Here is a 26,742-nt window from a genome sequence, read left to right on the forward strand (position 1 = left end):
CCTCGTTGTGTCTTCAGGCCGGTTCCATGCCGTGGCGGCGCTTGACCTGGTCGGCTTGCGGTGACGCCATGAAGTCCAGCATCCGCCGCACCGCCTCGGCCCGGGCCGAGCCGGCGCACACCGCGCCCGAAAAGATGGTGACGATCCGAAGCGGGCCGGGCATGGGGCCGAGCACCTCGATGCCGTCCAGGTGCATCAGTTCGCTGAGCTGCTGGAAGCCCAGCGCCACCTCGCCGCGCGCCACCAGCGTGCCCACCGGCACGCCGGGCGGCGCCTGCACCGTGCGCTGCCGCACCTCGGCCGCGATGCCCCAGCGATCGAACAGCTGCATCAGGGCCATGCCGCTGGGCCCGGTGGAATAGCCGACGCTGGCGGCGGCCTGCACGGCGCGGCGCAGGGCCGCCTCGGAGCCGATGTCGGGGCGCGGCGCACCGGCGCGCACGGCGATGGCCACGCCCGAGCGGACCAGGTCGACCCGGCTGCCGGCCACCGCATGGCCGCCAGCCACCAGCTTGTCGATGGCATCGGCGGCCAGCACCACCGCGTCGAACGGCTCGCCCCCCTGCACGCGGCGGGCCGCGTCCACGCCGCCCACGGACTCGATGGAAACAGTGCAGCCCGTCAGGCGCTGGTGCTCGGCAGCCAGCTCGGCCAGGAGCTGGCGCGTGGCCATGGATGAAATCGCCTTGATCACGCCGGCATTCTGCGGGCCGGCCGGTGCCAGCGGAAGGCCGGGGCTGCGCTACCAGCTAGAACAAACGCGCATAGCCGGGTGAATGCTATCCATCTACTTAGAATCCGGCATGGACCTGCGGCAGCTGGAGTATTTCGTCCGGGTGGCCGAGCTGGGCAGCTTCACGCGCGCCTCGGTGGCGCTGGACGTGGCGCAGCCCGCTCTCAGCCGGCAGGTACGCCTGCTGGAGGTGGAGCTGCGCCAGGCCCTGCTGGTGCGCAACGGCCGCGGCGCCGTCCCCACCGAAGCCGGCAAGTTGCTGCTGGAACACGGGCGCGGCATCCTGCACCAGGTCGAGCGCGCCCGCGAGGAACTGGGCCGCGTGCGCGGTTCGCTGGCCGGCCGGGTGGCCATCGGCCTGCCGCCCAGCATCGCCAAGGTGCTCGCCGTCCCGCTGATCCGGGCCTTCCGCGAGCAGCTGCCGCAAGCCAGCCTGTCGATCAGCGAGGGCCTGTCGGCCGGCATGCAGGAGTCGCTGATGCAGGGCCGGCTCGACATCGCCCTGCTCTACAACGCTGCCGCTTCCGCGGAGATCGAGCTGTCCGCCCTGCTCGAGGAAGAGCTATTCCTGGTACAGGCGCAGCGCAGTGCGCGGACTCCGGCAGCCAAGCGCCCGGTCAGCCTGCGCGAGCTGGCGGCCCTGCCCCTGGTCATCCCCAGCCGTCCCAACGCCATCCGCATGCTGGTCGAAGCCGAACTGGCCCGCCAGGGCCTGCGGGCGGACATCGCCTGGGAGGTCGACGGCGTCGCCGCCATCCTGGAGCTGGTGGCCGACGGCATGGGCAGCGCCGTGCTGTCGCGCAACGCGGTGCAAACCTCCGGGCGGCCCCTGGCCTTCACCATGCGGCCCATCGGTTCGCCGCGCCTGCGCAGCCAGCTGTCCATGGCGGTGAGCTCGCAGCGGCCGGCCACACTGACCCAGCAGGCAACGCTGGACCTGATCCGCTTTACCGCAGCGTCTTTCTTCACGGCATGAGGCACCCTGCGCAACGACCGTGTCCGCCTTGTCTGACAAAGCGGCGGGCAGCGCACCCACATCCGACTCCTCCCTGGTCGGGCGAAGATGTAAGCAAAGGGAACAGGAAAGGGTGGATGTGAACAATACTTTCTTCAAGAACCAGGCCGTGCGCCTTGCGCCAAGTGGCCGCTGACATGCAGGTCGTCATCCTCGCAGGCGGCTTCGGCACCCGCATCAGCGAAGAGAGCGCCGTGCGCCCCAAGCCCATGGTGGAGATCGGCGGCCGGCCGATCCTCTGGCACATCATGAAGATGTACTTGGCCCATGGGCTGAACGACTTCGTGATCTGCTGCGGCTACAAGGGCCACCTGATCAAGCAGTTCTTCCGCGACTACGCACTGGACGGGGCGGACGTGCGCTTCGACATGCGCGAGAACACCACCACGCTGCTGCGCACTTCCAGCGAACCGTGGCGGGTGACCCTGGTCGACACCGGGCTGGACGCGATGACCGGCGGGCGCATCCGCCAGGCGGCGCGCTACCTGAACGACGGCCCGTTCTGCTGCACCTATGGCGACGGCGTGAGCGACGTCGACATCACCCGGCTGCTGGAGTTCCACCGCGCGCACGGCAAGCGCGCCACGGTCACGGCGGTCCAGCCGCCCGGCCGCTTCGGCGCTTTCACCCTGCACGCCGACGATGTCCGGGTGCCCAGCTTCAAGGAAAAGCCCGGCGGCGACGGCGCCTGGATCAATGGCGGCTTCTTCGTGCTCGACCGCTCGGTGATCGACCTGATCCAGGACAACCAGACCGTCTGGGAGCGCGAGCCGCTGGAGGCGCTGGCCGCGTCGGGCGACCTCATGGCCTGGCGGCACGAAGGCTTCTGGCAACCCATGGACACCCTGCGCGACAAGCAGACGCTGGAAGGCCTGTGGGAGTCCGGCAAGGCCCCCTGGAAACAGTGGTAAAGGAAGCCCGTCCATGAAATTCACCCCCACCGAGCTGGCCGGCGCCTTCATCGTCGATCTGGAGCGCCGCCAGGACGAGCGCGGCTGGTTCGCCCGCACCTACTGCGCCAACGAATTCCAGGCACACGGCCTGCCCACCCACATGGTGCAGACCAATATGTCGCTGACCCGCCGCGCCGGCACCCTGCGCGGCATGCACTACCAGCTGGCCCCCCATGCCGAGGACAAGCTGGTGCGCTGCGTTCGCGGCGCCATCTGGGACGCCATCGTCGACATCCGTCCGCAGTCGCCCACCTACTGCCAATGGATCGGCGTGGAGCTGAGCGAGGAGAACGGCCGGGCGCTGCTGGTGCCGCAGGGCTTCGCCCACGGCTTCGTGACGCTGACCGACGACGCGGCCGTCACCTACCAGGTGTCGGCCTTCTACACCCCGGGTGCCGAGCGCGGCGCGCGCCACGACGATCCGGCCTTCGGCATCCGCTGGCCGGTGGCAGTGCAGGATCTGTCGGACAAGGACGCCGCATGGCCCGACTTCGTGAAGGAGGCGCGATGATCATCGTCGACACCGCCCTGGCCCGGCGCGCCGCCGAGGGCAAACCCATCCGCATCGGCCTGGTCGGGGCCGGCTTCATGGCCCGCGGCGTCGCGCTGCAGGTGGTGCAAAGCGTGCCCGGCATGCGCGTGGCGGCCATCGCCAACCGCACCCTGGCCAACGCCAGGCGGGCCTACCGCGAAGCCGGCCTGGAGGAGATGCGCACGGTGGAGTCACAGGCCCAGCTCGAGCAGGCCGTGGCGGCCGGCGTCCCGGCCGTGACCGAGGATGCGCTGCTGCTGTGCCGCGCCGAAGGCATAGACGCCATCGTGGAGGTCACCGGCACCATCGAGCTGGCGGCCGCCGTCACGCTGGAGGCGATCGCCCACGGCAAGCACGTGGTGCTGATGAACGCCGAGGTCGACGGCACCATCGGCCCCATCCTCAAGACCTACGCCGACCGCGCCGGCGTGGTGCTGACCAGCGCCGACGGCGACCAGCCCGGCGTGATGATGAACCTGTGGCGCTTCGTGCGCGGCATCGGCGTCAAACCGGTGCTGTGCGGCAACATCAAGGGCCTGCACGATCCCTACCGCAACCCGACCACGCAGGCCGGCTTCGCCAGGCAGTGGGGGCAGAACCCGCAGATGGTGACCTCGTTCGCCGACGGCACCAAGATCTCGTTCGAGAACGCCATCGTGGCCAACGGCACCGGCATGCGCGTCGGACAGCGCGGCATGTTCGGCCCCACCGTGCCGGCCGGCACGCCGATCCAGCAGGTGGCCAGCCTGTACCCCGTGGACGCGCTGCTCGAAGGGCCCGGCATCGTCGACTACGTGGTGGGCGCCATGCCCGGCCCCGGCGTGTACGTGCTGGGCACGCACGACCATCCGCAGCAGCGGCACTACCTCAACCTCTACAAGCTGGGCGAGGGGCCGCTGTACTGCTTCTACACGCCCTACCACCTGTGCCACTTCGAGGTGCCCAACACCGTTGCGCGCGCCGTGCTGTTCCAGGACGCCGCGCTGGCGCCGCTGGCCGGGCCGCTGGTCGAGGTCGTCGCGACCGCCAAGACCGACCTGAAGGCCGGCGACACCCTCGACGGGCTGGGCGGCTACCTGACCTACGGCCTGGCCGAGAACGCGCCCCTGGCCCGCGAGCAGGACCTGCTGCCCATCGGCCTGGCCGAGGGCTGCACGCTCAGGCGCGACGTCGCCAAGGACGCGGTGCTCACCTTCGCCGACGTCACGCTGCCGGCCGGCCGGCTGTGCGACCGCCTCTGGGCCGAGCAGATGCGGCGCTTCTGGCCCCGGCATTCCACCACCACCCAAGGACCCACGGCATGAAACTGCTCGTCACCGGCGTCGAAGGCTACATCGGCTGCCTGCTCGCCCCCTATCTGCAGCAACGCGGGCACGATCTCGTCGGCCTGGACACCGGCTACTACCGCGACGGCTGGCTGTTCAGCGACCGGGCGCTGGTCCCGGGCTTCCCGCGCACCGTCAACCGGGACATCCGGCAGATCGAGGCCAAGGACCTGGAGGGCGTGGACGCGGTGGTCCACATGGCCGAGCTGTCCAACGACCCGCTGGGCGAGAACGACCCCGACCTCACCTTCCAGATCAACCACCAGGCCTCGGTGCGGCTGGCGCAGCTGGCCAAGGAAGCCGGCGTCAGGCGCTTCGTCTACACCTCGTCGTGCAGCGTGTACGGCGTGGCCGACGGGGCCGAGCCGATGACCGAGCAGTCGCCCACCAACCCGCAGACCGCCTATGCCAAGTGCAAGACGCTGGTCGAGCGCGACGTCGCGCCCATGGCCTCGGCCGGCTTCTCGCCCACTTTCCTGCGCAACGCGACGGCCTACGGCGCGTCGCCGCGCATGCGCTTCGACATCGTGCTCAACAACCTGTGCGGCATCGCCGCCACCACCGGGCGCATCGTCATGACCAGCGACGGCACGCCCTGGCGCCCGCTGGTGCACGTGCTGGACATCTGCCAGGCCATTGCCTGCGCGCTCGAAGCGCCGCGCGACGCCGTCCACGGCGAGATCTTCAACGTGGGGCATGACGCCGACAACTACCAGGTGCGCGAGATCGCGCAGATCGTGGCCGGCGTCTACCCCGGCTGCGAGCTCAGCTTCGGCCAGGCCGGCGCCGACAACCGCAGCTACAAGGTGAGCTTCGCCAAGATCCGCGATCGGCTGCCGGGCTTCGCCTGCCAGTGGGACGCACGCAAGGGCGCCCGCCAGCTGCACGGCATCTTCGAGCGCATCGGGCTGGACGCGGCCGTGTTCGACGCCCGGCCCTTCACCCGGCTCAAGCAGCTGAAGTACCTCAGCGGCACCGGACAGCTGGACGAGCGGCTGTTCTGGACCTGCTGACGAATCGTGCGGCCCCGCATCGTTTTCGTCGTCATGTCGGCGGTGACCCCGCCGGAAACCGTGGACCAGCTGGCGCGCGCGCTGGCGCCGCACACCGTGCTGGTCCACCACGACTTCTCGCAGACACCCGACTTCCCCCTCACGTCGGGCAATGTGCGTTTCGTGCCCCATCCCGTGCGCACCGGTTGGGCCACCTTCGGCTTCGTCGAAGGCATCTTCCACGCCCTGGCGCATGCGCTGGAACGGCTGGAGTTCGACTACCTGCAGCTGCTCAGCCCCACCTGCCTGCCGATCAAGCCGATGGCGCAGTTCGAGGCGCATGTGACCGGGCCGGCGGAGGCGCACTTCAGCTGCATCGACCTGCTGGCCGACCCGGACTGCCTGATGTGGGTGGGCTACCGCGCCTTCACGCCCGACGGCTCGTTCCGGCATCGCGTGCTGCGCCGGCTGTCGACGGACTACTTCCGCGGGCTGACGGGGCGCCGTGACGAGGCCGGCGTCTGGCTGCGCAGCGGCCGAGGCCACGGGCTGCAGGCGCTGGCCGCGCGCGCCGTGGTGCGCGCGTTCTCCCAGCCCTGGATCGGCCGCCATCCTTTCGGCGAGGGATTCCGGCCTTACTACGGTTCGGTCTGGTTCGGCGCGCGGCGCCATGTGGTGCGCAAGCTGGTCGACGGCTTCCGGCAGCCGGGCGTGCGTGACTACTTCAGCCGCCTGCGCATCGCCGAGGAGTTCCTGGTGCCCACCCTGCTGATGCGGCACACCCGCACCCGCGGGCCGCTGAACCACTACATCAACCGTTTCATCGAGGCCCATCCCAGCAAGATCGACGTGGACGAGATTGGGCTGCTGCGCGCCATGCCGGCGTTCTTCGCGCGCAAGTTCCCGAACGAGCCGGAGCACCCGGCGCGGCTGCGGGTGCTGCACGAGCTGGTGCAGGGCGCCCCCGCCACACCGCCGACCGTGAGCACGGCCACGGCTGGGGAACCTGCCGTAAGGCCGGCGCCCGAGCTTGCCAGCGGTGTGGTGTTCACTGCGTCCATGGGGCTGCCGCCACTAAGCGCCACCCAAGGCCGGACCCGGCCCTAGCGCAGCACCCAGAGCAGGGCCGTCAACGTCACGAACGACGCGACGGTGGTGCCCAGCTGGGCCGCCGCCGCCATGGTGTCGTGCCCGTGCTTCTGCGCCAGGATGGGGTAGATGCCCAGCATGGGCACGGCGGCCATGATCACCACGGCGGTCTGCAGCTCGCGCGCCATGGGCGGCAGCAGCCACACCGCCGCCAGCACCGCCAGCGGATGCAGCAGCAGCTTGCCGGCCGCGACGGCGGTCACGTCGTGCGCCATGCCGCGCGCGGCGATGCCCACCAGCGAGCCGCCGATGACGAACAGCGAGATCGCCGCGCAGGAAGCCGCGAACAGGTTGACGGCCCGGGCCGCGGCCTCGGGCAGGCGCCAGCCCAGCAGGGCGAACAGGAAGCCGGCGGCGATGCCGTGGATCATGGGGTTGCGCACCACGCCGCGCAGCGACTGCGCCAGCGCCGTCCGCCAGCGCGCCGCCCGGCCCTGCGCGGCGGCGCCCTCGCCCAGGTCGCCGTCGGCGATGGCCAGGGCCAGCGGCAGCAGCAGGAAGTTCTCCACCACCATGGCCAGGGCCAGGCCCACCCCTGCCGTGCCCGCGCCAAATACCTGGGCCACCAGCGGGAAGCCGATGAAACCGCTGTTGGAGCAGGACATGCCCATGCCGACGATGGCGCTGGCCGACAGCGGCTTGCCGGCCACGCGCCGCGCCCACAGGATGCCGGCGGCCATGGCCACCAGCGAACCCAGCGCGTAGGCGGCCGCGAACACCGGGTTGAGCACCTCGGCCACGCTGCGCTGGGACAGCGCGTTGAACAGCAGCGCCGGCAGCGCCAGGTGGATCACGTACTTGCCGAACACCCGCATCTCGGCGCGGGAGAACAAACCCCAGCGGGTGGCCAGCCAGCCGGCGGCGATCACCAGGTAGATCGGGCCGGTGACGGCCAGCACCTGCAGCATCAGCGCCGGCGCGCGGCGACCAGCCGGTCGGCGTAGGCCTGCCAGGGCGCATCCTTGGGCAGCCCGTCGAACACGCCGGCAGCGGCCTGGTCGGCCACCCACTGCTGCTTGGCGGCGATGGCGGCGGCCATGAAGGGCTCGAAGCCGGCCTCGCGCACGGTATGGGCCGACTCGCGCATCTCCTCGGCGCGGCGCTTGCCGTGCTGCACCACGCGGCTGAAGAAGTAGGCGCCCTGCCGGGGCCAGTCGATGCCCGGGAAGGTCTCGGCCAGCGTGGGCAGCACCTGGTCCTCCACGCCGTACTGGCGTGCCGTGGCGTAGCTCTCGATCACCAGCGCCTCCAGGCCCTTGATCATCACGCTGCGGCACATCTTGATGGCGCTGGCCACGCCCAGCCGCTCGGACACGGGCTTGGCATCCATGCCCCAGGCCGCCAGCACCTGTGCCAGCGCGGCCGCCCGGGCGCCGCCCAGCAGCATGGGCACGCGGATGCCGTAGGGCGGCACCGAGGTCATGACGCCAGCCTCCACGTAGTGGGCGCCGCGGCCGTCCACCAGGGCGGCGGCCTGCTGCTTGGTGCCCGGCGAGGCGGAGTTGAGGTCCAGGAACAGCGTGCCGGGCTGCAGGTGCGCCGCGGCTTCCTGGGCGACGGCCAAGGTGTTGGAGGCGGTGACGGCCGAGATCACCAGGTCGCTGGCTTCGCACAGCGCCTGCATGGAGGGCTGCGGCGCGATGCCGGCGGCGCGCGCCTGCGCCGCCTCGCGCTCGCGCGTGGCGAGGTCGGCGAACCTGAGGTCCCAGGCGCTCACGGCGGTGACGCCCGGCTGGCCGAGCAGCCCGGCGCCGAAGATCCTGCCCACTTCCCCATGGCCGATCAGGCCGATGCGACGGATGTCCATCCCGTGCTTTCCCATCTCAAAAGAAAACGCCGACCAGCCACAGCGTGACGGCCGGGAAGAACAGCAGCAGCGTGACGCGCAGCACATCCCAGGCCAGGAAGGGGAACACGCCCTTGTAGGTCTCGGCCATGGGCACCTCGCGCGCCAGGTTGTTGACCACGTACACGTTCAGGCCCACCGGCGGCGCGATCAGGCCTATGCCCACGGTCACCAGCACCAGGATGCCGAACCAGATCGCCTTGAGGTCCGGCGGCAGGCCCCACAGGTCCAGCGCCATCACCGCCGGGAAGATGACGGGGATGGTGAGCAGCAGCATGGACAGCTCGTCCATGACGCAGCCCAGCACCACGTACAGCAGCAGCACCGCGGTGACGACGGCCAGCGGCGGCACCGGCAGCTGCGTCACCCAGTCCGCGATGCGCGCCGGCATCTCGGTCAGCGCCAGGGAGGCGTTCATCATGTCGGCGCCCAGGAAGATCATGAACACCATGGCGCTGGTCTCGGCGGTGGCCACCAGGGCCCGCGCCAGCCCGGCGCCACCCAGCTCGCCCCGCGCCAGCCCGACGCAGAAGGTGAGCAGCGCGCCGATGGCCGCGCCTTCGGTGGGCGAGAAGAGGCCGCCGTAGATGCCGCCGAACACCACGACGAAGATGCCGACGATGGGCCAGATGGCGGCCAGGGCCCGCAGGCGCGCGCCCCAGGGCACCGGCACGCTGGGCCTGGCGAACTCCGGGCGGGCGCGGCAGTACAGCGCAACCACGGCCAGGTAGCCGGCCGTGGCCAGCAGCCCCGGCACCATGGCCGCGGCGAACAGCTTGGCGATGTTCTGCTCGGTCAGGATGGCATACACCACCAGGGGCACCGAGGGCGGGATCAGGATGCCCAGCGTACCGCCGGTGGCCAGCGTCGCGGTCGACAGCCGCCCGTGGTAGCCGTGGGCCTTCATCTCCGGATAGGCCACCTGGGTGATGGTGGCCGAGGTGGCCACGGACGAGCCGCACACCGCGCCGAAGGCCGCCGCGCTCAGGATGGCCGCCATCGCCAGGCCGCCGCGGATGTGGCCGACCAGGGCCGCCGCTGCGCGGAACAGGTCGCGGCTGAGGCCGCCCTGGGTGGCGAACTGGCCCATCAGCAGGAACAGCGGGATCACGCTGAGCTCGTAGACCGTCAGGCGCGCGACGGCGCTGCCCTTGAGCAGGTTGAACAGCGAGCCGGCGTCGGTGATCGCGAGATAGCCCAGCGCCCCGGGGATGAACATGGCGGCCGCGATCGGCACCCGCAACGCCATCAGCGCCAGCATCGCGCCGAACATCGACAGGCCGACGGCGGTCGCCGGCGTCATGCCGCCCCCTCCAGGGCCGCCATCGGCCGCCGGGCCAGGTGCATCCAGGCCTGCACCAGCGCCACCAGCGCGGCCAGGCCCAGGCCCGGCGCCAGCGAGGCGTAGGCCCACCACATCGGCAGGCCCAGGATCATGGAGGTCTCGAACGCCTGCTTGACCGCGATGGCACCGGCCGCCGTGCGCCAGGCCAGCAAGGCGCACATCAGCGCCAGCAGCAGCGCGCCGGCGGCGTCCAGCAGGCGCCGGCGCGGCGGCGCCAGGCGCTGGGTGAAGAAGTCCACGACGATGTTGGCGCTGCGCAGCTGGCACCAAGGCAGGCACAGCGAGATGGCCAGGGCGATGCCGACCTGGGTGAGTTCCACGTCGCCCTGGATGGGCGACTTGAAGAAGGCCCGCCCCACCACGCTGACGGTGGTCATCAGGCCCACGCCCAGGGCCACGGTGGCGCCGGCGACGGCGAAGGCCCAGGTCAGGTGGCGCAGCAGTCTCAGCACGCGGCGCGCTGCCTCACTTGCGGTACTTGGCCAGCAGCTCGCGCGCTTCCTGCAGCATCTGCTTGCCGGGCAGGCCGCGCTTGTCCATCTCGGCCACCCACTCCTCGTGGATGCTGGCGCTGGCCTTGATCCAGTTGTCGGTGTCGGCGGGCGAGAGCTTGATGAAGGTATTGCCGCGGTCCTGCGCCGCCTTGCGGCCGGCGTCCTGGCTGTCGTCCCAGGTCTTGCCGATCTGGCGCGACAGCGCGGCGCCGGAGTTGGCGTCGATCACCTTCTTCAGGTCGGCCGGCAGGCTGTCGTACTTGGCCTGGTTCATCGCGAAGACGAAGCCGGCGCTGTACAGGGCCGGGCGCGACGGGTCGGTCTCGGTGTGGAACCTGGTCATCTCGTGCAGCTTGAACGCCGGGATCACCTCCCAAGGCAGCACGTAGCCGTCGATCGTGCCCTTGGACAGCGCGTCGGCCACGCCGGTGACCGGCATGCCCACCGGCGTGGCGCCCAGCTTGGCCAGCAGCTTGTTGGTCTGCCGCGTCGGCGCCCGCATCTTCAGGCCGCGGAAGTCCTCCAGCGACTTGATCGGCTTGGAGGCGGTGTGCACATAGCCTTCGTCGTGCACCCAGGCCGCCAGGATCCGGGTACCGGGGAATTCCTTGGCGCCGTATTTCTGCAGGTAGTCCCAGGAGGCCTGGGCGCCGGCCTCGGCCGAGTTGGTCATGAACGGCAGCTCGAACACCTCCATCGCGGGGAAGCGGCCGGCGGTGTAGCCGGGCAGCGTGATGGTCAGGTCGTCCACGCCATCCTTGACGCGGTCCACCAGCTGGGCGGGCGTGCCGCCGCCCGACATGGCCGGCAGCAGCTGGCAGCGCATGCGGTTCTTGGATTCGGCCGCTATCTTGTCGCACCAGGGCGCGATGACCTTGGTCGGCGCCATCGCCGCCGTGGGCCAGATGTGGTGGAACTTGAGCACGACCTCCTGCGCCGCGGCCGGCTGCAGGATGGCGGCCAGCGCCGCGGCGGCGCACAGCCGCAGGAAGGGGCGGGTTTTCATGGGCTTGTCTCCTTGGAACGGGCGAGAGGGTGACGCAGGCCGGGGCTTTGCACAAGTGGCACTTGCGTCAACTTGCTATGTCGGTTGGTTATACCGCAGCATGGCCTACCATGGCGCGTTCGCACACACGCCTAAGGAGACTCCCATGACCCAGCTCCCTGCCCGCTACGACCACGTCGGCAGCTTCCTTCGCCCCAAGTACCTGCTGGAGGCCCGCGAGCGCAAGGCGCGCGGCGAGATCACGCCCGAGCAGCTGCGCGCGGTGGAGGACCAGGCGATCGCGGAGATCGTCAAGTTCCAGCAGGACGTGGGCCTCAAGAGCATCACCGACGGCGAGTTCCGCCGCACCTACTTCCACATCGACTTCCTCGAGCAGCTGGGCGGCGTCAAGACCGACATCCCGGTGACGGTGCGCAAGCCCGACGGCACCGAGGAGCTGGCGCCCCCGGTGATCCGCGTGACCGGCAAGGTGCGCCACGCCAGGGATATCCAGCGCCGCGATTTCGAGTACCTGAAGTCCCAGGTGGCCGCCGGCCGCACGCCCAAGGTGACCATCCCCTCGCCCACCATGCTGCACTTCCGCGGCGGCCGCGCGGGCATCAGCAAGGAGGCCTATCCCGAGCTGGACCCGGCGTTCTACGACGACGTGGCCCAGGCCTATGGCGACGAGCTGCGCTCGCTGCACGAAGCCGGCTGCCACTACGTGCAGATGGACGACACCAACCTGGCCTACCTGTGCGACGAGAAGATGCGCGAGGCCGCCCGCCAGCGCGGCGACGATCCCAACGAGCTGCCGCACCGCTATGCCAGGTTCATCAACAAGGTGGTGGCCCGCAGGCCCCAGGGCATGCTGCTGGCCATGCACCTGTGCCGCGGCAACTTCAAGAGCACCCATGCGGCGGCCGGCAACTACGAGCCGGTGGCCGAGGCGCTGCTCAAGGAGATGGACATCGACGCGTACTTCATGGAGTACGACGACGAGCGCTCCGGCGACTTCCGCCCGCTGCGCTACCTGCCCAAGGGCAAGACCGTGGTGCTGGGCCTGGTGACCACCAAGTTCGGCCAGCTGGAAGGCAAGGACGCGCTCAAGCGCCGCATCGACGAGGCGGCGAAGCACGCGCCCATGGAGCAGCTGGCCCTGTCGCCGCAATGCGGCTTCTCCAGCACGGTGCACGGCAACAACATCGCGGTGGAAGCGCAGCGCAGCAAGCTGCGGCTGGTGATCGAGACGGCCCAGGAGATGTGGGGAAGTGCTTAGGGAGGCCGCCGGCGACCGACCCACCGCCCCCGGGGACGCCGAAAGCCGGCGGCTGGCGCGGCTGCGGTGCCTTGCCGTCCTGGACAGCGCGCCCGAGCCTGTGTTCGACGCGCTGGCGCGCAGCGCCGCCGCCGTGTGCGGCGCGCCCGTGGCCATGGTCAGCCTGGTGGCAGACACGCGGCAGTGGCCCAAGGCCCGGGTGGGCCTGCCGACCTTCGAAAGCATGCCCCGCCCGCTTTCCTTCTGCACCCATGCCATCGAGCAGGAGGGGTTGCTGGAGGTGCCGGACGCGCTGGCGGATGCGCGCTTCGCAGGCAACCCGCTGGTCACCCGCGAAGGCATCCGCTCCTATGCCGGCGTGCCGCTGGTGATGCCCGGCGGCGAGCGGGTGGGCACGCTGTGCGTGATGGACCGGCGGCCGCTGCACCTGTCCGAGGTGCAGCGTTGCGCGCTGCGCGACCTGGCGCTGGCAGTCCAGTGGGCGCTGCTCCAGCGCGAGCAGCTGCACGGGCTGGCCCTGCCCGACGTCCAGGAGCAGCTGGCCCGCGGCGCCGCCGCGCAGGCCGCGAACCGGACCAAGACCGAGTTCCTCAACACCATCAGCCACGAGATCCGCACGCCGCTCAACGGCGTGATCGGCATGACCCGGCTGCTGCTGGCCGAGCAGCAGCTCACCGCGCAGCAGCAGAGGTACGTGGCGCTGGCGGACGCCAGCGCGCAGTCGCTGCTGGCCCTGATGAACGACGTGCTGGACCTGGGCAAGACCGGGTTGGGCCGGCTGGAGCTGGAGCGCAGCGACTTCGACCTGCACCGGCTGGTGAACGATCTTGCCCGCCTGTACACGGTGCGCGCGCAGGACAAGGGCCTGGTGTTCCGCCTGCAGCTGGGCGCGGATGTGCCGCGGCACATCGGCGCGGACCGGGGCCGGCTGCGCCAGATCCTGGACAACCTGCTGTCCAACGCCCTCAAGTTCACCGCGGTGGGCGAGGTCGGCCTGACCGTGGGGGTCGCCGGCAGCGCACCGGGCCGCCTGCGCCTGACGGTCTGGGACACCGGCATCGGCATCTCCGCGCCGCTGCAAAGGCGGCTGTTCGAGCATTTCGTGCAGGCCGGCACCTCTCCCACCCGCGAGTGGGGCGGCACCGGCCTGGGCCTGGCCATCGTGCGCCAGCTGTGCCTGATGATGGCGGGCGACGTGGCCCTGGACAGCCAGCCCGGGCGCGGCTCCTCCTTCCATTGCGAGATCCCCTACGAGCCGGCGGCTGCCCCGGCCGGCGCGGCGCAAGGCGGGGCCGGCACGCCGGCCAACCCGCCCGGGCGGGCGCAGCGGCTGCTGGTGGCCGAGGACAACCCCACCAACCAGATCGTCATCCGCGGCCTGCTGGAACACGCGGGCTACCACGACGTCGTCCTCGTGGACGACGGGCTGAAGGCGCTGGACGCGGTCGGCCGCGGCCGTTTCGACGCCATCCTCATGGACTGCCGCATGCCTTTGATGGACGGCTACGAGGCCACCGAACGGCTGCGCGCCACGGGCTGCAGGACGCCCATCATCGCGCTGACGGCCAACGCCTCGCCCCTGGACCGCCAGCGCTGCCTGCGCAGCGGCATGGACGACTACCTCAGCAAGCCGCTGGACGCGGGGCTGCTGGCCGAGGTGGTGGCGCGCTGGACCGCGCGCGTCCCGGCCGGCGGCGCCAGCCGCCTGCGCCGCCTGGCGCCCGCCCTTGCGAAGCAGCAGCAGCAGCCGCAGGCGCATGCGACCTTCGGATGGCGGCAGGCACTGGAACGCATGGACGGCGACGAGGAACTCTTCCGAGTGATGCTGGCCTCCTTCCGCACGGATGCTTCCTGCGTAATGGAGCGTCTGCGCGCCGCCCTCGAGCAGGGCCAGGAGGCCGAGCTGCGGCGCCAGCTGCACTCGCTCAAGGGCTCCTCGTCCATGGCCGGCGCCGAGGCGCTGCACCTGGTGGCCGGGCTGCTGGAGGACCACGCCGCGTCGGGCAACCTGGTGGCGGTGGCACAGGGCCTGCCTGCCCTGAGCCGGCGGCTGGACGAGTTCATGGCCGCCAGCGCGGCGCCAGTCCTGCGGTAAGCCGCGCGCCGTCCGGTTCAGGCGTGCTGCGGCGCGGGCGTCACTTCCCAGTGCTGCAGCACCCGCTCGTGGCTGTCCACGCTCTCCAGCCGGACGCGGAAGCCCCACAGCCGGGCCACGTGCTTGACCACTTCCTCCGCACTGTTGTCCAGCGGACGGTCGTTGTGGCGGCTGTGGCGCAGGGTCAGCGACCGATCGCCGCGCAGGTTGACGTTCCAGACCTGGATGTTGGGCTCGCGCCAGTTCAGGTCGTACTGCTTGGACAGGGATTCGCGCACGCGCCGGTAACCCGTTTCGTCATGGATGGCCGAGACTTCCAGCTCCTTGCGGGCCGAGTCGTCGACGATGGAGAACAGGCGGAAATCGCGCATCAGCCTCGGCGAGAGGTACTGGCCGACGAAGCTCTCGTCCTTGAAGTGGCGCATCGCGTGGTCCAGCGTCTTGAGCCAATCGCTGCCCGCGATGTCGGGGAACCACTCGCGGTCCTCCTGCGTGGGGTGCTCGCAGATGCGCTTGATGTCGGTGAACATCGCGAAGCCCAGCGCGTAGGGGTTGATCCCGCTGTAGCGCGGATCGGTGACGGGCGGCTGGAACACCACGTTGGTGTGCGAGGACAGGCACTCCATCATGAAGCCGTCGGCCAGCAGCCCCTCGTCGTACATGGTGTTGAGCAGAGTGTAGTGCCAGAAGGTGGCCCAGCCCTCGTTCATCACCTGGGTCTGGCGCTGCGGGTAGAAGTACTGCGCCACCTTGCGCACGATGCGCACCACCTCGCGCTGCCAGGGCTCCAGCAGCGGCGCGTTCTTCTCGATGAAGTACAGCAGGTTCTCCTGCGGCTCCTCGGGGAAGCGCCGGCGCTCCTGCTTGGCCTGCTTGCCGGGCTGGCGGGGCAGCGTGCGCCACAGGTCGTTGATCTGCTGCTGCAGGTAGGCTTCGCGATCCTTGCGGCGCATCTCCTCCTCGACCATGCTGATCTTCTGCGGCCGGCGGTAGCGGTCCACGCCATAGTTCATCAGCGCGTGGCAGGCGTCCAGCATCTCCTCCACCGCTTCGAGGCCGTGCCGCTCCTCGCATTCGGCGATGTAGGCCTTGGCATAGACCAGGTAGTCGATGATGGACGAGGCATCCGTCCACATCCGGAACAGGTAGTTGCCCTTGAAGAAGGAGTTGTGGCCGAAGCAGGCATGCGCCATCACCAGCGCCTGCATGGGCAGGGTGTTCTCCTCCATCAGGTAGGCGATGCAGGGATCGGAGTTGATGACGATCTCGTAGGCCAGGCCCATGTGGCCGCGGCGGTAGTTCTTCTCGCTGGAGATGAACTGCTTGCCGAAGGACCAGTGCCGGTAGTTGACCGGCATGCCCACCGACGCATAGGCATCCAGCATCTGCTCGGCCGAGATCAGCTCCAGCTGCACCGGGTAGGTGTCCAGCTTGAAGCGTTCGGCCATGCGCCGGATCGCGTCGAAGTAGGTCTCGATCAGGTCGAACGTCCAGTCCGACGCCGCGGGAAGCCGGTTGGCTCCGCGCACCAGGGTCGTTTCCATATCAGGCAGTCCCCACCGGGTTTTTCTTGAACAGGTCGCGGAACACCGGGAAGATCTGCGCCGGCGTCACGATCTTCTGCATGGCGAAGTGGGGGTTCTCGTCCCGCACGCGGGTGTACTCCTCCCACAAGTTCTGGTCCTCGTCGGCCACCTGCACGTAGGCGAAGTAGCGGCACAGCGGCAGCAGCTTGTGGTTCAGGATCTCGCGGCACTTGCTCGAGTCCTGCTGCCAGTTGTCGCCGTCCGACGCCTGCGCGCCGTAGATGTTCCACTCCGAGCCCATGTAGCGCTGGCGGATGATCTCGTTCATAAGCGTGAGCGCGCTGGAGACCACCGTGCCCCCCGATTCCGTGGCGTGGAAGAACTCGTCCTCCGGCACCTCGGCGGCCTGGGTGTGGTGGCGGATGAAGATCACGTCGGTCTGCTTGTAGTGCCGGCTGAGGAACAGGTACAGCAAGATGAAGAAGCGCTTGGCCAGGTCCTTGCGGGCCTCGTCCATGGAGCCGGACACGTCCATCAGGCAGAACATCGCGGCCTTGCTGGTGGGCAGCGGCTCGCGCACCCGGTTGCGGTAGCGCAGGTCGAACGGGTCGATGAAGGGCACGCGCTTGAGGCGCTGGCGCAGCTCGGCGATCTCCTGCTTCAGCTTGGCGATCTCGGCCGGCAGGGCGTCACCGCGCGCCTCCATGGCCTCCAGCATCTCCTCGGCCCGGCGCAGCTGCGTGCGAGCCTCGCCTCCCATGGCGATGCGCCGCCCCAGCGCCACGCGCATGGAGCGCACCACGTGCAGGCTGGTGGGATTGCCTTCCGAGATAAAGCCGGCGCGGCGGCTCTTCCACTCCGGAGCGTCGGCCAGCAGCTGGGTGCGGATCAGCCGCGGCAGCGCCAGATCGTCGAAGAAGTAGTTCATGAACTCCTCCCGCGTGATGCGGAAGGTGAAGTCGTCCTCGCTGCTGCCGTCCGGGGAGGCGCTGCCGCTGCCGCCACCGCCGCCACCGCCGCGCGGGCGCGGGATCTTGTCGCCGCGCACGTACTCCTGGTTGCCTGGATGCACCATCTCGCGGCTGCCGCCCGCGCCGTGGTGGAAAACCGGCTCGGACACGTCGCGCCGCGGCAGCGAGATGTCCGCGCCGTCCTCGATGTTGTGGATGCTGCGGTCACCCACCGCCTTGCGCACCGAGTCGCGGATCTGCTCGCGGTAGCGGCGCAGGAATCGCTCGCGGTTGCCGATCGACTTGTTCTTGCCCGACAACCGCCGGTCGATGATCTGGTGGAGCGCTGAACGCCCCGATCGGTCATTGAGTGCCACGGGGTTTTACGCCTTCCGCCCTGGTCAGGAGCTCTTTCTCACCCGCAGGTACCACTCGCACAGCAGCCGCACCTGGCGGTGGGTGTAGCCCTTCTCCACCATGCGGTTGACGAAGTCCTCGTGCTTCTTCTGCTCGTCGGCGCTGGCCTTGGCGTTGAAGCTGATGACCGGCAGCAGGTCCTCGGTGTTGGAGAACATCTTCTTCTCGATCACCGTGCGCAGCTTCTCGTAGCTGGTCCACACCGGGTTCTTGCCGGCGTTGTTGGCGCGCGCGCGCAGCACGAAGTTGACGATCTCGTTGCGGAAGTCCTTGGGGTTGGACAGGCCGGCGGGCTTCTCGATCTTTTCCAGCTCGGCGTTGAGCGCCGCGCGGTCGAAGATCTCGCCCGTGTCGGTGTCGCGGTACTCCTGGTCCTGGATCCAGAAGTCGGCATAGGTGACGTAGCGGTCGAAGATGTTCTGGCCGTACTCGGAGTAGGACTCGAGGTAGGCCGTCTGGATCTCCTTGCCGATGAACTCGGCATACCGCGCCGACAGGTGCTCCTTGATGTACGACAGGTACTTCTGCTCGATCTCGGGCGGAAACTGCTCGCGCTCGATCTGCTGCTCCAGCACATACATCAGGTGCACCGGGTTGGCGGCGATCTCGTTGCTGTCGAAGTTGAAGACCTTGGAGACGATCTTGAACGCGAAGCGGGTCGAGATGCCGGTCATGCCCTCGTCCACCCCGGCGTAGTCGCGGTACTCCTGGTAGCTCTTGGCCTTGGGATCCGTGTCCTTGAGGTTCTCGCCGTCGTAGATCTGCATCTTGGAGAAGATGCTGGAGTTCTCCGGCTCCTTCAGCCGCGTGAGGACGGCGAACTGGGCCATCATCTTGAGCGTGCCCGGGGCGCACACCGCGTCCTTGAGCGAGGAGTTGCGGATCAGCTTGTCGTAGATCTTCACCTCCTCCGTCACCCGCAGGCAGTAAGGCACCTTGACGATGTAGATCCGGTCGAGGAAGGCCTCGTTGTTCTTGTTGTTGCGGAAGGCCTTCCACTCGCTTTCGTTGGAGTGGGCCATCACGATGCCGTCGAACGGGATCGCGCCGAAACCTTCGGTGCCCTTGAAGTTGCCTTCCTGGGTGGCCGTCAGCAGCGGGTGCAGCACCTTGATGGGCGCCTTGAACATCTCCACGAACTCCAGCAGGCCCTGGTTGGCCAGGCACAGGCCGCCGGAGTAGCTGTAGGCGTCCGGGTCGTCCTGCGCGTAGGTCTCCAGCTTGCGGATGTCGATCTTGCCGACCAGCGAGGAGATGTCCTGGTTGTTCTCGTCCCCCGGCTCGGTCTTGGCGATCGCGCACTGCTTGAGGATGGACGGGTAGCGCTTGACCACCCGGAACTTGCGGATGTCGCCGCCGAACTCCTGCAGCCGCTTGACGGCCCAGGGGGACATGATGCGCTGCGTGTAACGGCGCGGGATGCCGAACTGCTGCTCCAGCAGCGGGCTGTCCTCGTCGTTGCTGAACAGGCCCAGGGGCGATTCGTTGACCGGCGAGCCCTTGATGGCGTAGAAGGGCACCTGCTCCATCAGCTGCTTCAAGCGCTCGGCGATGGACGACTTGCCGCCGCCCACCGGCCCCAGCAGGTAGAGGATCTGCTTCTTCTCCTCCAGGCCTTGCGCCGCATGGCGGAAGTGGGAGACCACTTGCTCGATGGGCTCTTCGAGCCCGTAGAAATCCTTGAATGCGGGATAAATCCGCACCATCTTGTTGCCGAAGATGCGCGACAGGCGTGGATCATGCCGGGTATCGATCACCTCCGGCTCACCGATCGCGGCCAGCATCCGCTCGGCGGCCGTCGCATAGACGAGTGGATCGCGCTTGCACAGATCCAGGTACTCCTCCAGCGACATTTCTTCCTCGCGCGTCTGCTCGTAACGCGCCAGGAAATTGCGAACTACATCCATGGAACCTCCTTCCAACAACAGCAGCGGCAGGGACGGTGGCAACAGCTGTTCGCAACCACTTTAGCGCAGCAAGGTTTGCGCCCCGTCGGGTCCCTGTAGGCAAAGGCCTGCGTTCACTGTAGGTGAACCATAGACAAAAACAAGGGCTGAAAGTTTCTAGGGGAAAGCGCTTGTTCTGCTGTGCCGCGCCGGCACAACGCCTGCGCGCAACATGCCCAATGGATGCCTCACGACGCGGGCGCCGCGCAGGGAGAAAAGAAGCTCGCGCGCCGCGATGCGGACCAGCGCCGATGCGATGAGAGACCTCGAACGGCCTGGTGGAATGGGCCATGCCGAAGCCCCGCGCCGTTGTGGCCGTGACCGATGGGGCCGAGGGGCCCGCAAGTCGTCGCGACGCAGTGGATGGCACGCCTCCTCGGACCAGGTCTTCTCCAGTCGTGTGTGCAGGCCGGGCCCGCCGACCTGGGCGGCCTCGTGCAGCAATGTGCTTGCATGCCGCGCAGGCTGCTGCTCGGCATGCGAGAGGTGTGGGCACGTCACCAGTCAGCCGGGTGCCCGCCCAGCAGCTCAACAGTTAGCGCATTCCGGCAGAGGCTTAGGGGATTTGCCTAAGCCGGGTCGGGTTGGGCGTAAAGCTTCCACTGGTGCCCTGTGCGGCGGCAGAATGCGCATCCGCTGACGCAAGCAGGGAGGAACCATGATCGCGACCGAAGCGTTGCGCCGCTGGACGGGTGCGGCACCGCTGTCCACCGGCGGCGAGCACCCGTGGACCCTGCTCGAACTGGTCCAGGACGCCGCGGTGGTGCTGGCGCCGGACCAGACCGTGCGCTACTGGAACAGCGGGGCGCGCCGGATGTTCGGCGTGGACAGCGACGACGCGCTGGGACGCCGGTTCACGCAGCTGCTGGGAAGCGGCGCAGCGCCCAGCCCCGGCTGCCTGGCGCAATTGGCCGACACCGGCTCCTGGGAGGGCGAGGCCGAGTGGCTGATGCCCGAGGGCCAGGTGATCTGCGTGGAACGGCGCTGCGCCGCCTTGATGGGGGACGCCGGGCTGCAGGCCATCCTGCTGGTGGACACCGACGTGACCGAACGCCGCCGGGCGGCCAAGGAGATCGTGCTTCTCAACAACGTGCTGGAGCAGCGCATCCGCAGCCGTACGGCCGAACTCGAGGAGAGCAACGAGGACCTGCGCGGCTTCGCCCACTCCCTGGCGCACGACCTGCGCGGCCCCCTGTCCTCCATCGACGGTTTCAGCGCGCAGCTGCAACGCCGGCTGGACGGCCAGCTCGACGACCAGTGCCGCCACTACCTGGAGCGGCTGCGCGCCGGCGTCCAGCACATGGCCGGGCTCACCGACGCCCTGCTCGCCTTGGCCGAACTGTCGGGCGCGCGGCCGCACCTGGAGCAGGTGGACCTGTCAGCCCTGGCCCAGGCCAGCGTGGACCGGCTGCGCAGGCAGCCGGCGCAGCACCAGCCGGCGGTGGCGATCGAGCCGACCGCCCCGGTCCAGGGCGACCCGGAACTGCTGTCCATCGTCATGGACCAGCTGATCGGCAATGCCTGGAAATTCACCTCGACGGCGGGCCAGGGCGCCTGCATCGGTTTCAGCGGCAGTGCCCGGCCCGACGGCAGCTACGTGTACGAGGTCAAGGACAACGGCGTGGGGTTCGACCCGCGCTACGCGCGCAAGCTGTTCGGCCCTTTCCAGCGGCTGCATGCCGCCGGCGAGTTCGAAGGCAACGGCATCGGCCTGGCTATGGTGCGCAAGATCGTGCTGCGCCATGGCGGGCGCATCTGGGCCGACTCGCTGCCCGGCCAGGGCGCCAGCTTCAGCTTCACGCTGGCGCCGCCGCGCCATACGCGCACGCCGGCCTGAAGCAGGCTACAGCCCCAGCAGCCGCACCGCGTTGCCCTTGAGGATGCCGGGCATCACCTCGGGCTTGAAGCCGGCCTCCTCGAAATCCTTCATCCAGCGCTCCGGGGTGATCAGCGGGTAGTCGCTGCCGAACAGCACGCGGTCCTTGAGCAGCGTGTTGGCGTACTGGACCAGCTGCTTCGGGAAGTACTTGGGGCTCCAGCCCGACAGGTCGATCCAGACGTTGGGCTTGTGCGTGGCCACCGACAGCGCCTCGTCCTGCCAGGGGAAGCTGGGATGGGCCATGACGATCTGCATGTCGGGGAAGTCGATGGCCACGTCGTCCAGGTGCATGGGGTTGCTGTATTCCAGGCGCAGCCCGCCGCCGCAGCGCATGCCCGAGCCGATGCCGCTGTGCCCGGTGTGGAAGATGGCCGGCATCTTGTGGGCGGCGATCACCTCGTAGATCGGCCAGGCCATGCGGTCGTATGGGTGGTAGCCCTGCACCGTGGGGTGGAACTTGAAGCCCTTGACCCCCTCCTCCTTGATCAGCCGCTCGGCCTCGCGCGCGCCCATCCGCCCCTTGTGCGGGTCGATGCTGGCGAACGCCATCATCATGTCGCTGTTCTCGCGGGCGGCCTGGGCGATCTCCTCGTTGGGGATGCGCCGGCGGCCGAGCTTGGATTCGCTGTCCACGGTGAACATGACCAGGCCCAGCTTGCGCTCGCGGTAGTAGGCCACCGTCTCCGCGATGGTGGGCCGGCGGCTGGAGCGGAAGTACTTGTCGGCGGCCCGGTCGTACTCCTCGCCATAGCTGTCGAAAGGGTTCCAGCAGCTGACTTCGGCGTGGGTGTGGATGTCGATGGCGACGAGGTTGGCGTGGTCCATGGTCCTAGGGGTAAGTCCCAGCCTGCGGGCGGGCTCGGCGGCTTGAATTTGGTTATGCACGATAACAATAATCCGCGCAACCCGGCAAACTCCATGACCCCCTCCCCAGACCTCGACATCGACATCCGCGGCGCGGTCGCCGTGATCCGCCTCAACCGTCCGGCCAAGCGCAACGCCCTGTCGGACGCCCTGGTCCTGGCGGTGCGCGACGCGTTCGAGAACCTCCCCGCCACCGTGCGCGCCGCCGTGCTCGGCGGCTCGGGCGAGCACTTCTGCGCCGGCCTGGACCTGTCCGAGCTGAAGGAGCGCGATGCCGGCGCCGGCCTGCACCACTCGCGCATGTGGCACGCCGCGTTGGAGCGGGTGCAGTACGGCCCGGTGCCGGTGGTCGCCGCGCTGCACGGCGCCGTGGTCGGCGGCGGGCTGGAGCTGGCGGCGGCCTGCCACATCCGCGTGGCCGACGACACCGCCTTCTACGCGCTGCCCGAAGGCTCGCGCGGCATCTTCGTCGGCGGCGGCGGAGCAGTGCGCATCCCGCGCCTGATCGGCGCCGCCCGCATGACGGACATGATGCTCACTGGCCGGGTCTACAACGCCGAAGAGGGCGAGCGCGCCGGCTTCGCGCAGTACCGCGTGCCGGCGGGCCAGGCCTTCGACAAGGCGCTGGCCCTGGCGCAGCGGGTGGCGGAGAACGCCCCGCTCACCAACTACGCGCTGGTGCACGCGCTGCCGCGCATCGCCGAGCAGCCCGCCGACCAGGGCTTCCTGACCGAGGCGCTGATGGCGGCGATCGCGCAGAGCGCGCCCGAGGCCAAGGCACGCGTGCGCGCCTTCCTGGAAGGCCGTGCCGACAAGGTGAAGAAAGCGTCAGAGACATGAACCAGCCCGCGCCCCGCTACCGGCCCCTGACCTTCGGCGTGACCCGCGTGCTCGTGCGCGAAGGCGCCGGCGGGGTGCGCTACCTGCAGGCCGACCAGCCGCTGCAGCCCTGCGCCCGGCGCATGACCGACCGGCTGGTGCACTGGGCCGAGACCGCGCCGCAGCGCAGCTTCATGGCGCGCCGGGTGCGCCAGGCCGCCGGCAGCACCGGCGAATGGCGCCACCTGAGCTACCGCGAGGCGCTGGAGGGCGCCCGCGCCATCGCCCAGGCGCTGCTCGACCGCGGCCTGGACGCCGAGCGGCCGGTGGCCATCCTCAGCGAGAACAGCCTGGAACATGCGCTGCTGGCCCTGGGCTGCCTGTATGCCGGCATCCCTTTCTGTCCGGTCTCGCCGGCCTACTCCACCATCAGCCAGGATTACGACAAGCTGCGCCACGTGCTGGCCACGCTCACCCCGGGGCTGGTGTTCGCCTCGGACGCGGGACGCTATGGCAAGGCCATCGCCGCCGCGGTAGACCCCGCCACGGAGATCGTGCTGGCCGAAGGCGCACTGGACGGCCGCCGCGTCACGCCCTTCGCCGAGCTGCTCGCCACCCGCCCCAGCCCGGCGGTGGATGCCGCGATGCAGGCGACCGGGCCGGAGACCATCGCCAAGTTCCTGTTCACCTCGGGCTCGACCAAGCTGCCCAAGGCGGTGATCAACACCCACGGCATGTGGTGCTCCAACCAGCAGCAGATGCGCCAGTCCATGCCGGTGCTGGCCGAGCAGGAGGCCCAAGGCGGGCCGGTGCTGGTGGACTGGCTGCCCTGGAACCACACCTTCGGCGGCAACCACAACTTCGGCCTGACGCTGTACAACGGCGGCACGCTCTACATCGACGACGGCAAGCCGGTGCCGCAGCTCATGGGCGAGACGCTGCGCAACCTGCGCGAGATCGCGCCCACGGTGTATTTCAACGTGCCCACCGGCTTCGAGGCGATCGCCCAGGCCATGAAGACCGATGACGCGCTGCGGCGCAACCTGCTGTCGCGGGTGCGCATGTTCTTCTACGCCGGCGCGGCGCTGGCCCAGCCGGTGTGGGACGCGCTGCACGAGTGCCAGGAGCGGGAGATCGGCGAGCGCATCGTGATGGGCACCGGCCTGGGCATGACCGAGTCGGGCCCGTTCGGCCTGTTCGTCACCCATCCGCAGGTCAAGGCCGGCTACCTGGGCCTGCCCACGCCCGGCCTGCAGCTCAAGCTGGTGCCGATGGAAGGCAAGACCGAGGTGCGCTACCGCGGCCCCAACATCACGCCCGGATACTGGCGCAACGACGAGGCCACCCGCGAGTGCTTCGACGAGGAGGGCTTCTTCTGCACCGGCGATGCGGTGCTGTGGATCGCCGAGGACGACGTGCACCAGGGGCTGAAGTTCGACGGCCGCATTGCCGAGGACTTCAAGCTCGCCACCGGCACCTTCGTCAGCGTGGGGCCGCTGCGCGCCAGGATCATCGCGGCCGGGGCCCCCTACGTGCAGGACGCGGTGATCACCGGCCTCAACCGCAATGAAGTAGGCGCGCTGATCTTCCCCGCGGCCGCGGTGCGCAGGCTCGCCGGCCTGCCGGAAACCACCGCCCTGAAGGACGTGCTCGAGAGCGCGCCGGTGCAGGCCCACTTCCAGAACGTGGTGGACGATCTCTCGGCCGGCGCCACCGGCAGCGCCACGCGGGTCGCCCGCCTGCACCTGATGCACGAGCCCCCCTCCATCGACAAGGGCGAGGTCACCGACAAGGGCTCGATCAACCAGCGCGCCGTGCTCAAGCACCGCGAGGCGCTGGTCGCCGCGCTGCACGACGGCGGCCTGCCGTTCACGCTGGCACCGCGGCAGGGCCGCTGACCGATCCGATCAGCCCCCACCGCCCGAACACCCCAGGAGACCTGCCATGACCCACCGCCGCCGCTTCGTCCAGTCCGCCGCCTCGCTGGTGGCGCTCGGCGCCTTCCCCCTGGCCGCCCGCGCCCAGGCGTTCGAGTCGGTCAGGATCATCAACGGCTTTCCGGCCGGCGGCACCGCCGACAGCACCAGCCGCCGCGTGGCCGAGCGCCTGGGCGGCACCGCGTATTCCAAGAACGCCGCGGTGGTGGAGAACAAGCCCGGCGCGGGCGGCCGCATCGCCTGCGAGACGGTCAAGGCCGCCGCGCCGGACGGCTCGACCCTGCTGCTGACGCCCTACTCCTGCACGGCGATTTACCCGCACATCTACAGGAGCCTGAGCTATGACCCGTTCCGGGATTTCGTGCCGGTGTCCATGGCCGCGGTGATGACGCATGCGCTCACCGTCGGTCCCCAGGTGCCGGCCAGCGTCAAGACGGTGAGGGACTTCCTGGCCTGGGCCAAGGCCAACCCCGACAAGGCCAACTACGGCTCGCCGGCGGCCGGCTCCACGCCCCATTTCCTGGCGGCGCTGCTGGGCATCAATACCGGCGTCGAGCTCAAGCACGTGCCCTACCGCGGCTCGCTGCCGGCAGTGGCCGACATGATCGGCGGCACCTTGGCTTCCACTTCCACCCCCACCGGCGACGCGCTGGCCAACCACAAGGCCGGCAAGATCCGCATCATCGCCACCTCGGGGGCGCAGCGCACGCCCTTTACGCCCGAGGTCGCGACCTATGCCGAGCAGGGCTTCCCCGACCTGACCACCGAGGAGTGGTTCGGCTTCTACGCGCCGGCGCGCACCCCCGCCGGCGTGGTCGCCAACGCCAACGCCGCCATCAACGCCGCGCTGCGGGACAAGGGCGTGATCGACTCGCTGGCGCTGATGGGCCTGGTGGCCCAGGGCTCCTCGGCCGCCGAGATGGACAAGAGCCAGCGCGACGAGCACACCCGCTGGGCGCCGCTGGTCAAGCGCATCGGCTTCACCGCTGAATCATGACCCACCCCCGAAGCCGCTTGCAGCGGCCTCCCCCTCAAGGGGGCGCCACCAGCGGCCCGGCAAAGCCGGTTCCGCGGTGGCATGCGAAGGAAGACCCGTTCGTCGATCAGGTCGACACCACCTACCTGGAAAGCCTGCTGGGCTACAACGCCCGGCGCGCGGCGCTGGCGGTGATCGAGGTCTTCCTCGAACGCATGGCCCGCTACCAGCTGCGGCCGGTGGACTTCTCGGTGCTGTCCCTGATCACGCACAATCCGGGCATCACCTCGCGCCAGCTGTGCGCCGCCCTGGGCATCCTGCCGCCCAACCTGGTGGGCATGGTCGGCGCGCTGGAAAAGCGCGAACTGATCGTCCGCAAGCCCCATCCGCGGGATGGCCGCGCGATGGGCTTGCACCTCACGCCAGCCGGGCAGAAACTGATGCAGGGCGCCGAGCGCACTGCGGCCGAGCTGGAGGGCGAGGTCGCCACCCGGCTCTCGCCGGCTGAGCAGAAGACGCTCATCCGATTGCTCAAGAAGATCTATCTTTGAAGCTCGGGCTGGCGCAGGCCGCACCAATGCTTGCCATGTAGCTAGCAAATTCGCAGCAACCTCGTTGCGGGGTTGTTACGCTGCTATTGTTTGTATAGCAAGATATGGCTACACTGCCCAGGCCGCCGGGTGCC

At 69.4% G+C, this 26,742-nt stretch carries 23 protein-coding genes; 13 read left to right on the forward strand and 10 right to left on the reverse strand.

Going from position 1 to position 26,742, the window contains the following annotated elements; all coding sequences use genetic code 11:
- Window positions 1-13: 13 nt before the first annotated feature.
- Complete coding sequence (locus RTA_RS12700; RefSeq protein WP_013901811.1) at window positions 14-673, reverse strand: substrate-binding domain-containing protein; 660 nt, start codon at window positions 671-673, stop codon at window positions 14-16.
- A gap of 130 nt (window positions 674-803) precedes the next feature.
- Between RTA_RS12700 and RTA_RS12705 the strand changes: the two genes are divergently transcribed.
- The 6 genes from RTA_RS12705 to RTA_RS12730 all read left to right on the forward strand — a co-directional run bounded on the left by RTA_RS12705 (window position 804) and on the right by RTA_RS12730 (window position 6,657).
- Window positions 804-1,709, forward strand: a complete 906-nt coding sequence (locus RTA_RS12705; RefSeq protein ID WP_041675510.1) for a LysR substrate-binding domain-containing protein — start codon at window positions 804-806, stop codon at window positions 1,707-1,709.
- 176 nt (window positions 1,710-1,885) lie between these two features.
- Window positions 1,886-2,659, forward strand: coding sequence for a glucose-1-phosphate cytidylyltransferase (gene rfbF, locus RTA_RS12710; protein ID WP_041675513.1), 774 nt, complete (start codon window positions 1,886-1,888; stop codon window positions 2,657-2,659).
- A gap of 13 nt (window positions 2,660-2,672) precedes the next feature.
- Entirely contained in the window at window positions 2,673-3,212 is a 540-nt protein-coding gene (gene rfbC, locus RTA_RS12715) for a dTDP-4-dehydrorhamnose 3,5-epimerase (protein ID WP_013901814.1), read from the forward strand.
- A complete protein-coding gene (locus tag RTA_RS12720; protein WP_013901815.1) occupies window positions 3,209-4,537 on the forward strand; it encodes an NAD(P)H-dependent oxidoreductase in 1,329 nt (442 codons plus the stop codon). The genes rfbC and RTA_RS12720 overlap by 4 nt, the downstream gene beginning before the upstream one ends.
- Window positions 4,534-5,571: an NAD-dependent epimerase/dehydratase family protein gene (locus RTA_RS12725; protein WP_013901816.1), complete on the forward strand. Its 1,038-nt coding sequence runs from the start codon at window positions 4,534-4,536 to the stop codon at window positions 5,569-5,571. The genes RTA_RS12720 and RTA_RS12725 overlap by 4 nt, the downstream gene beginning before the upstream one ends.
- Before the next feature lie 33 nt (window positions 5,572-5,604).
- Entirely contained in the window at window positions 5,605-6,657 is a 1,053-nt protein-coding gene (locus tag RTA_RS12730; RefSeq protein WP_041675515.1) for a core-2/I-branching beta-1,6-N-acetylglucosaminyltransferase family protein, read from the forward strand.
- Here the strand turns inward: RTA_RS12730 and RTA_RS12735 are convergent.
- Genes RTA_RS12735 through RTA_RS12755 form a run of 5 tightly spaced genes read right to left on the reverse strand, consistent with a single transcriptional unit; the run spans window position 6,654 to window position 11,390 of the window.
- Window positions 6,654-7,607 carry an AEC family transporter gene (locus RTA_RS12735; protein WP_013901818.1) on the reverse strand — a complete coding sequence of 318 codons (954 nt, stop codon included), beginning with the start codon at window positions 7,605-7,607 and terminating at the stop codon, window positions 6,654-6,656. The genes RTA_RS12730 and RTA_RS12735 overlap by 4 nt on opposite strands.
- A complete protein-coding gene (locus tag RTA_RS12740; RefSeq protein ID WP_013901819.1) occupies window positions 7,607-8,506 on the reverse strand; it encodes an NAD(P)-dependent oxidoreductase in 900 nt (299 codons plus the stop codon). The genes RTA_RS12735 and RTA_RS12740 overlap by 1 nt, the downstream gene beginning before the upstream one ends.
- Before the next feature lie 16 nt (window positions 8,507-8,522).
- Window positions 8,523-9,848 (reverse strand): TRAP transporter large permease, encoded by a 1,326-nt coding sequence (locus tag RTA_RS12745; RefSeq protein ID WP_013901820.1) that lies wholly within the window; start codon window positions 9,846-9,848, stop codon window positions 8,523-8,525.
- Entirely contained in the window at window positions 9,845-10,342 is a 498-nt protein-coding gene (locus RTA_RS12750; RefSeq protein WP_013901821.1) for a TRAP transporter small permease, read from the reverse strand. The genes RTA_RS12745 and RTA_RS12750 overlap by 4 nt, the downstream gene beginning before the upstream one ends.
- A 13-nt stretch (window positions 10,343-10,355) precedes the next feature.
- Window positions 10,356-11,390, reverse strand: coding sequence for a TRAP transporter substrate-binding protein (locus RTA_RS12755; protein ID WP_013901822.1), 1,035 nt, complete (start codon window positions 11,388-11,390; stop codon window positions 10,356-10,358).
- 145 nt (window positions 11,391-11,535) lie between these two features.
- Here RTA_RS12755 and RTA_RS12760 point away from each other — a divergent pair, with 145 nt between their 5' ends.
- Together RTA_RS12760 and RTA_RS12765 are read left to right on the forward strand one after the other, a co-directional pair.
- The gene (locus tag RTA_RS12760) at window positions 11,536-12,648 is read left to right on the forward strand and encodes a 5-methyltetrahydropteroyltriglutamate--homocysteine S-methyltransferase (RefSeq protein WP_013901823.1); all 1,113 of its coding nucleotides are present in this window, start codon (window positions 11,536-11,538) and stop codon (window positions 12,646-12,648) included.
- Window positions 12,641-14,743 carry a GAF domain-containing hybrid sensor histidine kinase/response regulator gene (locus tag RTA_RS12765; RefSeq protein ID WP_013901824.1) on the forward strand — a complete coding sequence of 701 codons (2,103 nt, stop codon included), beginning with the start codon at window positions 12,641-12,643 and terminating at the stop codon, window positions 14,741-14,743. Before RTA_RS12760 ends, RTA_RS12765 begins: the two co-directional genes overlap by 8 nt.
- 17 nt (window positions 14,744-14,760) lie before the next feature.
- Here RTA_RS12765 and RTA_RS12770 read toward each other — a convergent pair whose 3' ends face one another.
- Genes RTA_RS12770 through RTA_RS12780 form a run of 3 tightly spaced genes read right to left on the reverse strand, consistent with a single transcriptional unit; the run spans window position 14,761 to window position 19,543 of the window.
- Window positions 14,761-16,287: a SpoVR family protein gene (locus RTA_RS12770; RefSeq protein ID WP_013901825.1), complete on the reverse strand. Its 1,527-nt coding sequence runs from the start codon at window positions 16,285-16,287 to the stop codon at window positions 14,761-14,763.
- A 1-nt stretch (window position 16,288) separates the two neighbouring features.
- Window positions 16,289-17,596 carry a YeaH/YhbH family protein gene (locus tag RTA_RS12775; protein ID WP_013901826.1) on the reverse strand — a complete coding sequence of 436 codons (1,308 nt, stop codon included), beginning with the start codon at window positions 17,594-17,596 and terminating at the stop codon, window positions 16,289-16,291.
- Window positions 17,597-17,620: 24 nt separating this feature from the next.
- The gene (locus tag RTA_RS12780) at window positions 17,621-19,543 is read right to left on the reverse strand and encodes a PrkA family serine protein kinase (protein ID WP_013901827.1); all 1,923 of its coding nucleotides are present in this window, start codon (window positions 19,541-19,543) and stop codon (window positions 17,621-17,623) included.
- Window positions 19,544-20,240: 697 nt separating this feature from the next.
- Between RTA_RS12780 and RTA_RS12785 the strand changes: the two genes are divergently transcribed.
- Window positions 20,241-21,419, forward strand: coding sequence for a sensor histidine kinase (locus RTA_RS12785; RefSeq protein WP_013901828.1), 1,179 nt, complete (start codon window positions 20,241-20,243; stop codon window positions 21,417-21,419).
- Between the two features lie 6 nt (window positions 21,420-21,425).
- Here RTA_RS12785 and RTA_RS12790 read toward each other — a convergent pair whose 3' ends face one another.
- Window positions 21,426-22,286, reverse strand: coding sequence for a 4-hydroxyphenyl-beta-ketoacyl-CoA hydrolase (locus RTA_RS12790; protein WP_013901829.1), 861 nt, complete (start codon window positions 22,284-22,286; stop codon window positions 21,426-21,428).
- Window positions 22,287-22,379: 93 nt separating this feature from the next.
- Between RTA_RS12790 and RTA_RS12795 the strand changes: the two genes are divergently transcribed.
- Genes RTA_RS12795 through RTA_RS12810 form a run of 4 tightly spaced genes read left to right on the forward strand, consistent with a single transcriptional unit; the run spans window position 22,380 to window position 26,608 of the window.
- A complete protein-coding gene (locus RTA_RS12795; protein ID WP_041675518.1) occupies window positions 22,380-23,165 on the forward strand; it encodes a crotonase/enoyl-CoA hydratase family protein in 786 nt (261 codons plus the stop codon).
- Entirely contained in the window at window positions 23,162-25,042 is a 1,881-nt protein-coding gene (locus RTA_RS12800; RefSeq protein WP_013901831.1) for a feruloyl-CoA synthase, read from the forward strand. Before RTA_RS12795 ends, RTA_RS12800 begins: the two co-directional genes overlap by 4 nt.
- A 46-nt stretch (window positions 25,043-25,088) precedes the next feature.
- Complete coding sequence (locus tag RTA_RS12805; RefSeq protein WP_013901832.1) at window positions 25,089-26,078, forward strand: Bug family tripartite tricarboxylate transporter substrate binding protein; 990 nt, start codon at window positions 25,089-25,091, stop codon at window positions 26,076-26,078.
- Window positions 26,075-26,608, forward strand: a complete 534-nt coding sequence (locus RTA_RS12810) for a MarR family winged helix-turn-helix transcriptional regulator (RefSeq protein ID WP_081466272.1) — start codon at window positions 26,075-26,077, stop codon at window positions 26,606-26,608. The genes RTA_RS12805 and RTA_RS12810 overlap by 4 nt, the downstream gene beginning before the upstream one ends.
- Window positions 26,609-26,742: the final 134 nt, after the last annotated feature.

The organism is Ramlibacter tataouinensis TTB310 (assembly GCF_000215705.1).
GTDB lineage: Bacteria > Pseudomonadota > Gammaproteobacteria > Burkholderiales > Burkholderiaceae_C > Ramlibacter > Ramlibacter tataouinensis.

Bases quoted from the DNA above. Each gene is read 5' to 3' on its own strand.
- RTA_RS12745 (WP_013901820.1), bottom strand. From the start codon at position 9,848: ATGACGCCGGCGACCGCCGTCGGCCTGTCGATGTTCGGCGCGATGCTG.
- RTA_RS12800 (WP_013901831.1), top strand. From the start codon at position 23,162: ATGAACCAGCCCGCGCCCCGCTACCGGCCCCTGACCTTCGGCGTGACC.
- RTA_RS12805 (WP_013901832.1), top strand. From the start codon at position 25,089: ATGACCCACCGCCGCCGCTTCGTCCAGTCCGCCGCCTCGCTGGTGGCG.
- RTA_RS12755 (WP_013901822.1), bottom strand. From the start codon at position 11,390: ATGAAAACCCGCCCCTTCCTGCGGCTGTGCGCCGCCGCGGCGCTGGCC.
- RTA_RS12785 (WP_013901828.1), top strand. From the start codon at position 20,241: ATGATCGCGACCGAAGCGTTGCGCCGCTGGACGGGTGCGGCACCGCTG.
- RTA_RS12795 (WP_041675518.1), top strand. From the start codon at position 22,380: ATGACCCCCTCCCCAGACCTCGACATCGACATCCGCGGCGCGGTCGCC.
- rfbC (WP_013901814.1), top strand. From the start codon at position 2,673: ATGAAATTCACCCCCACCGAGCTGGCCGGCGCCTTCATCGTCGATCTG.
- RTA_RS12700 (WP_013901811.1), bottom strand. From the start codon at position 673: ATGGCCACGCGCCAGCTCCTGGCCGAGCTGGCTGCCGAGCACCAGCGC.
- RTA_RS12810 (WP_081466272.1), top strand. From the start codon at position 26,075: ATGACCCACCCCCGAAGCCGCTTGCAGCGGCCTCCCCCTCAAGGGGGC.
- RTA_RS12770 (WP_013901825.1), bottom strand. From the start codon at position 16,287: ATGGAAACGACCCTGGTGCGCGGAGCCAACCGGCTTCCCGCGGCGTCG.
- RTA_RS12760 (WP_013901823.1), top strand. From the start codon at position 11,536: ATGACCCAGCTCCCTGCCCGCTACGACCACGTCGGCAGCTTCCTTCGC.
- RTA_RS12790 (WP_013901829.1), bottom strand. From the start codon at position 22,286: ATGGACCACGCCAACCTCGTCGCCATCGACATCCACACCCACGCCGAA.
- RTA_RS12725 (WP_013901816.1), top strand. From the start codon at position 4,534: ATGAAACTGCTCGTCACCGGCGTCGAAGGCTACATCGGCTGCCTGCTC.
- rfbF (WP_041675513.1), top strand. From the start codon at position 1,886: ATGCAGGTCGTCATCCTCGCAGGCGGCTTCGGCACCCGCATCAGCGAA.
- RTA_RS12730 (WP_041675515.1), top strand. From the start codon at position 5,605: ATGTCGGCGGTGACCCCGCCGGAAACCGTGGACCAGCTGGCGCGCGCG.
- RTA_RS12705 (WP_041675510.1), top strand. From the start codon at position 804: ATGGACCTGCGGCAGCTGGAGTATTTCGTCCGGGTGGCCGAGCTGGGC.
- RTA_RS12780 (WP_013901827.1), bottom strand. From the start codon at position 19,543: ATGGATGTAGTTCGCAATTTCCTGGCGCGTTACGAGCAGACGCGCGAG.
- RTA_RS12720 (WP_013901815.1), top strand. From the start codon at position 3,209: ATGATCATCGTCGACACCGCCCTGGCCCGGCGCGCCGCCGAGGGCAAA.
- RTA_RS12735 (WP_013901818.1), bottom strand. From the start codon at position 7,607: ATGCTGCAGGTGCTGGCCGTCACCGGCCCGATCTACCTGGTGATCGCC.
- RTA_RS12740 (WP_013901819.1), bottom strand. From the start codon at position 8,506: ATGGACATCCGTCGCATCGGCCTGATCGGCCATGGGGAAGTGGGCAGG.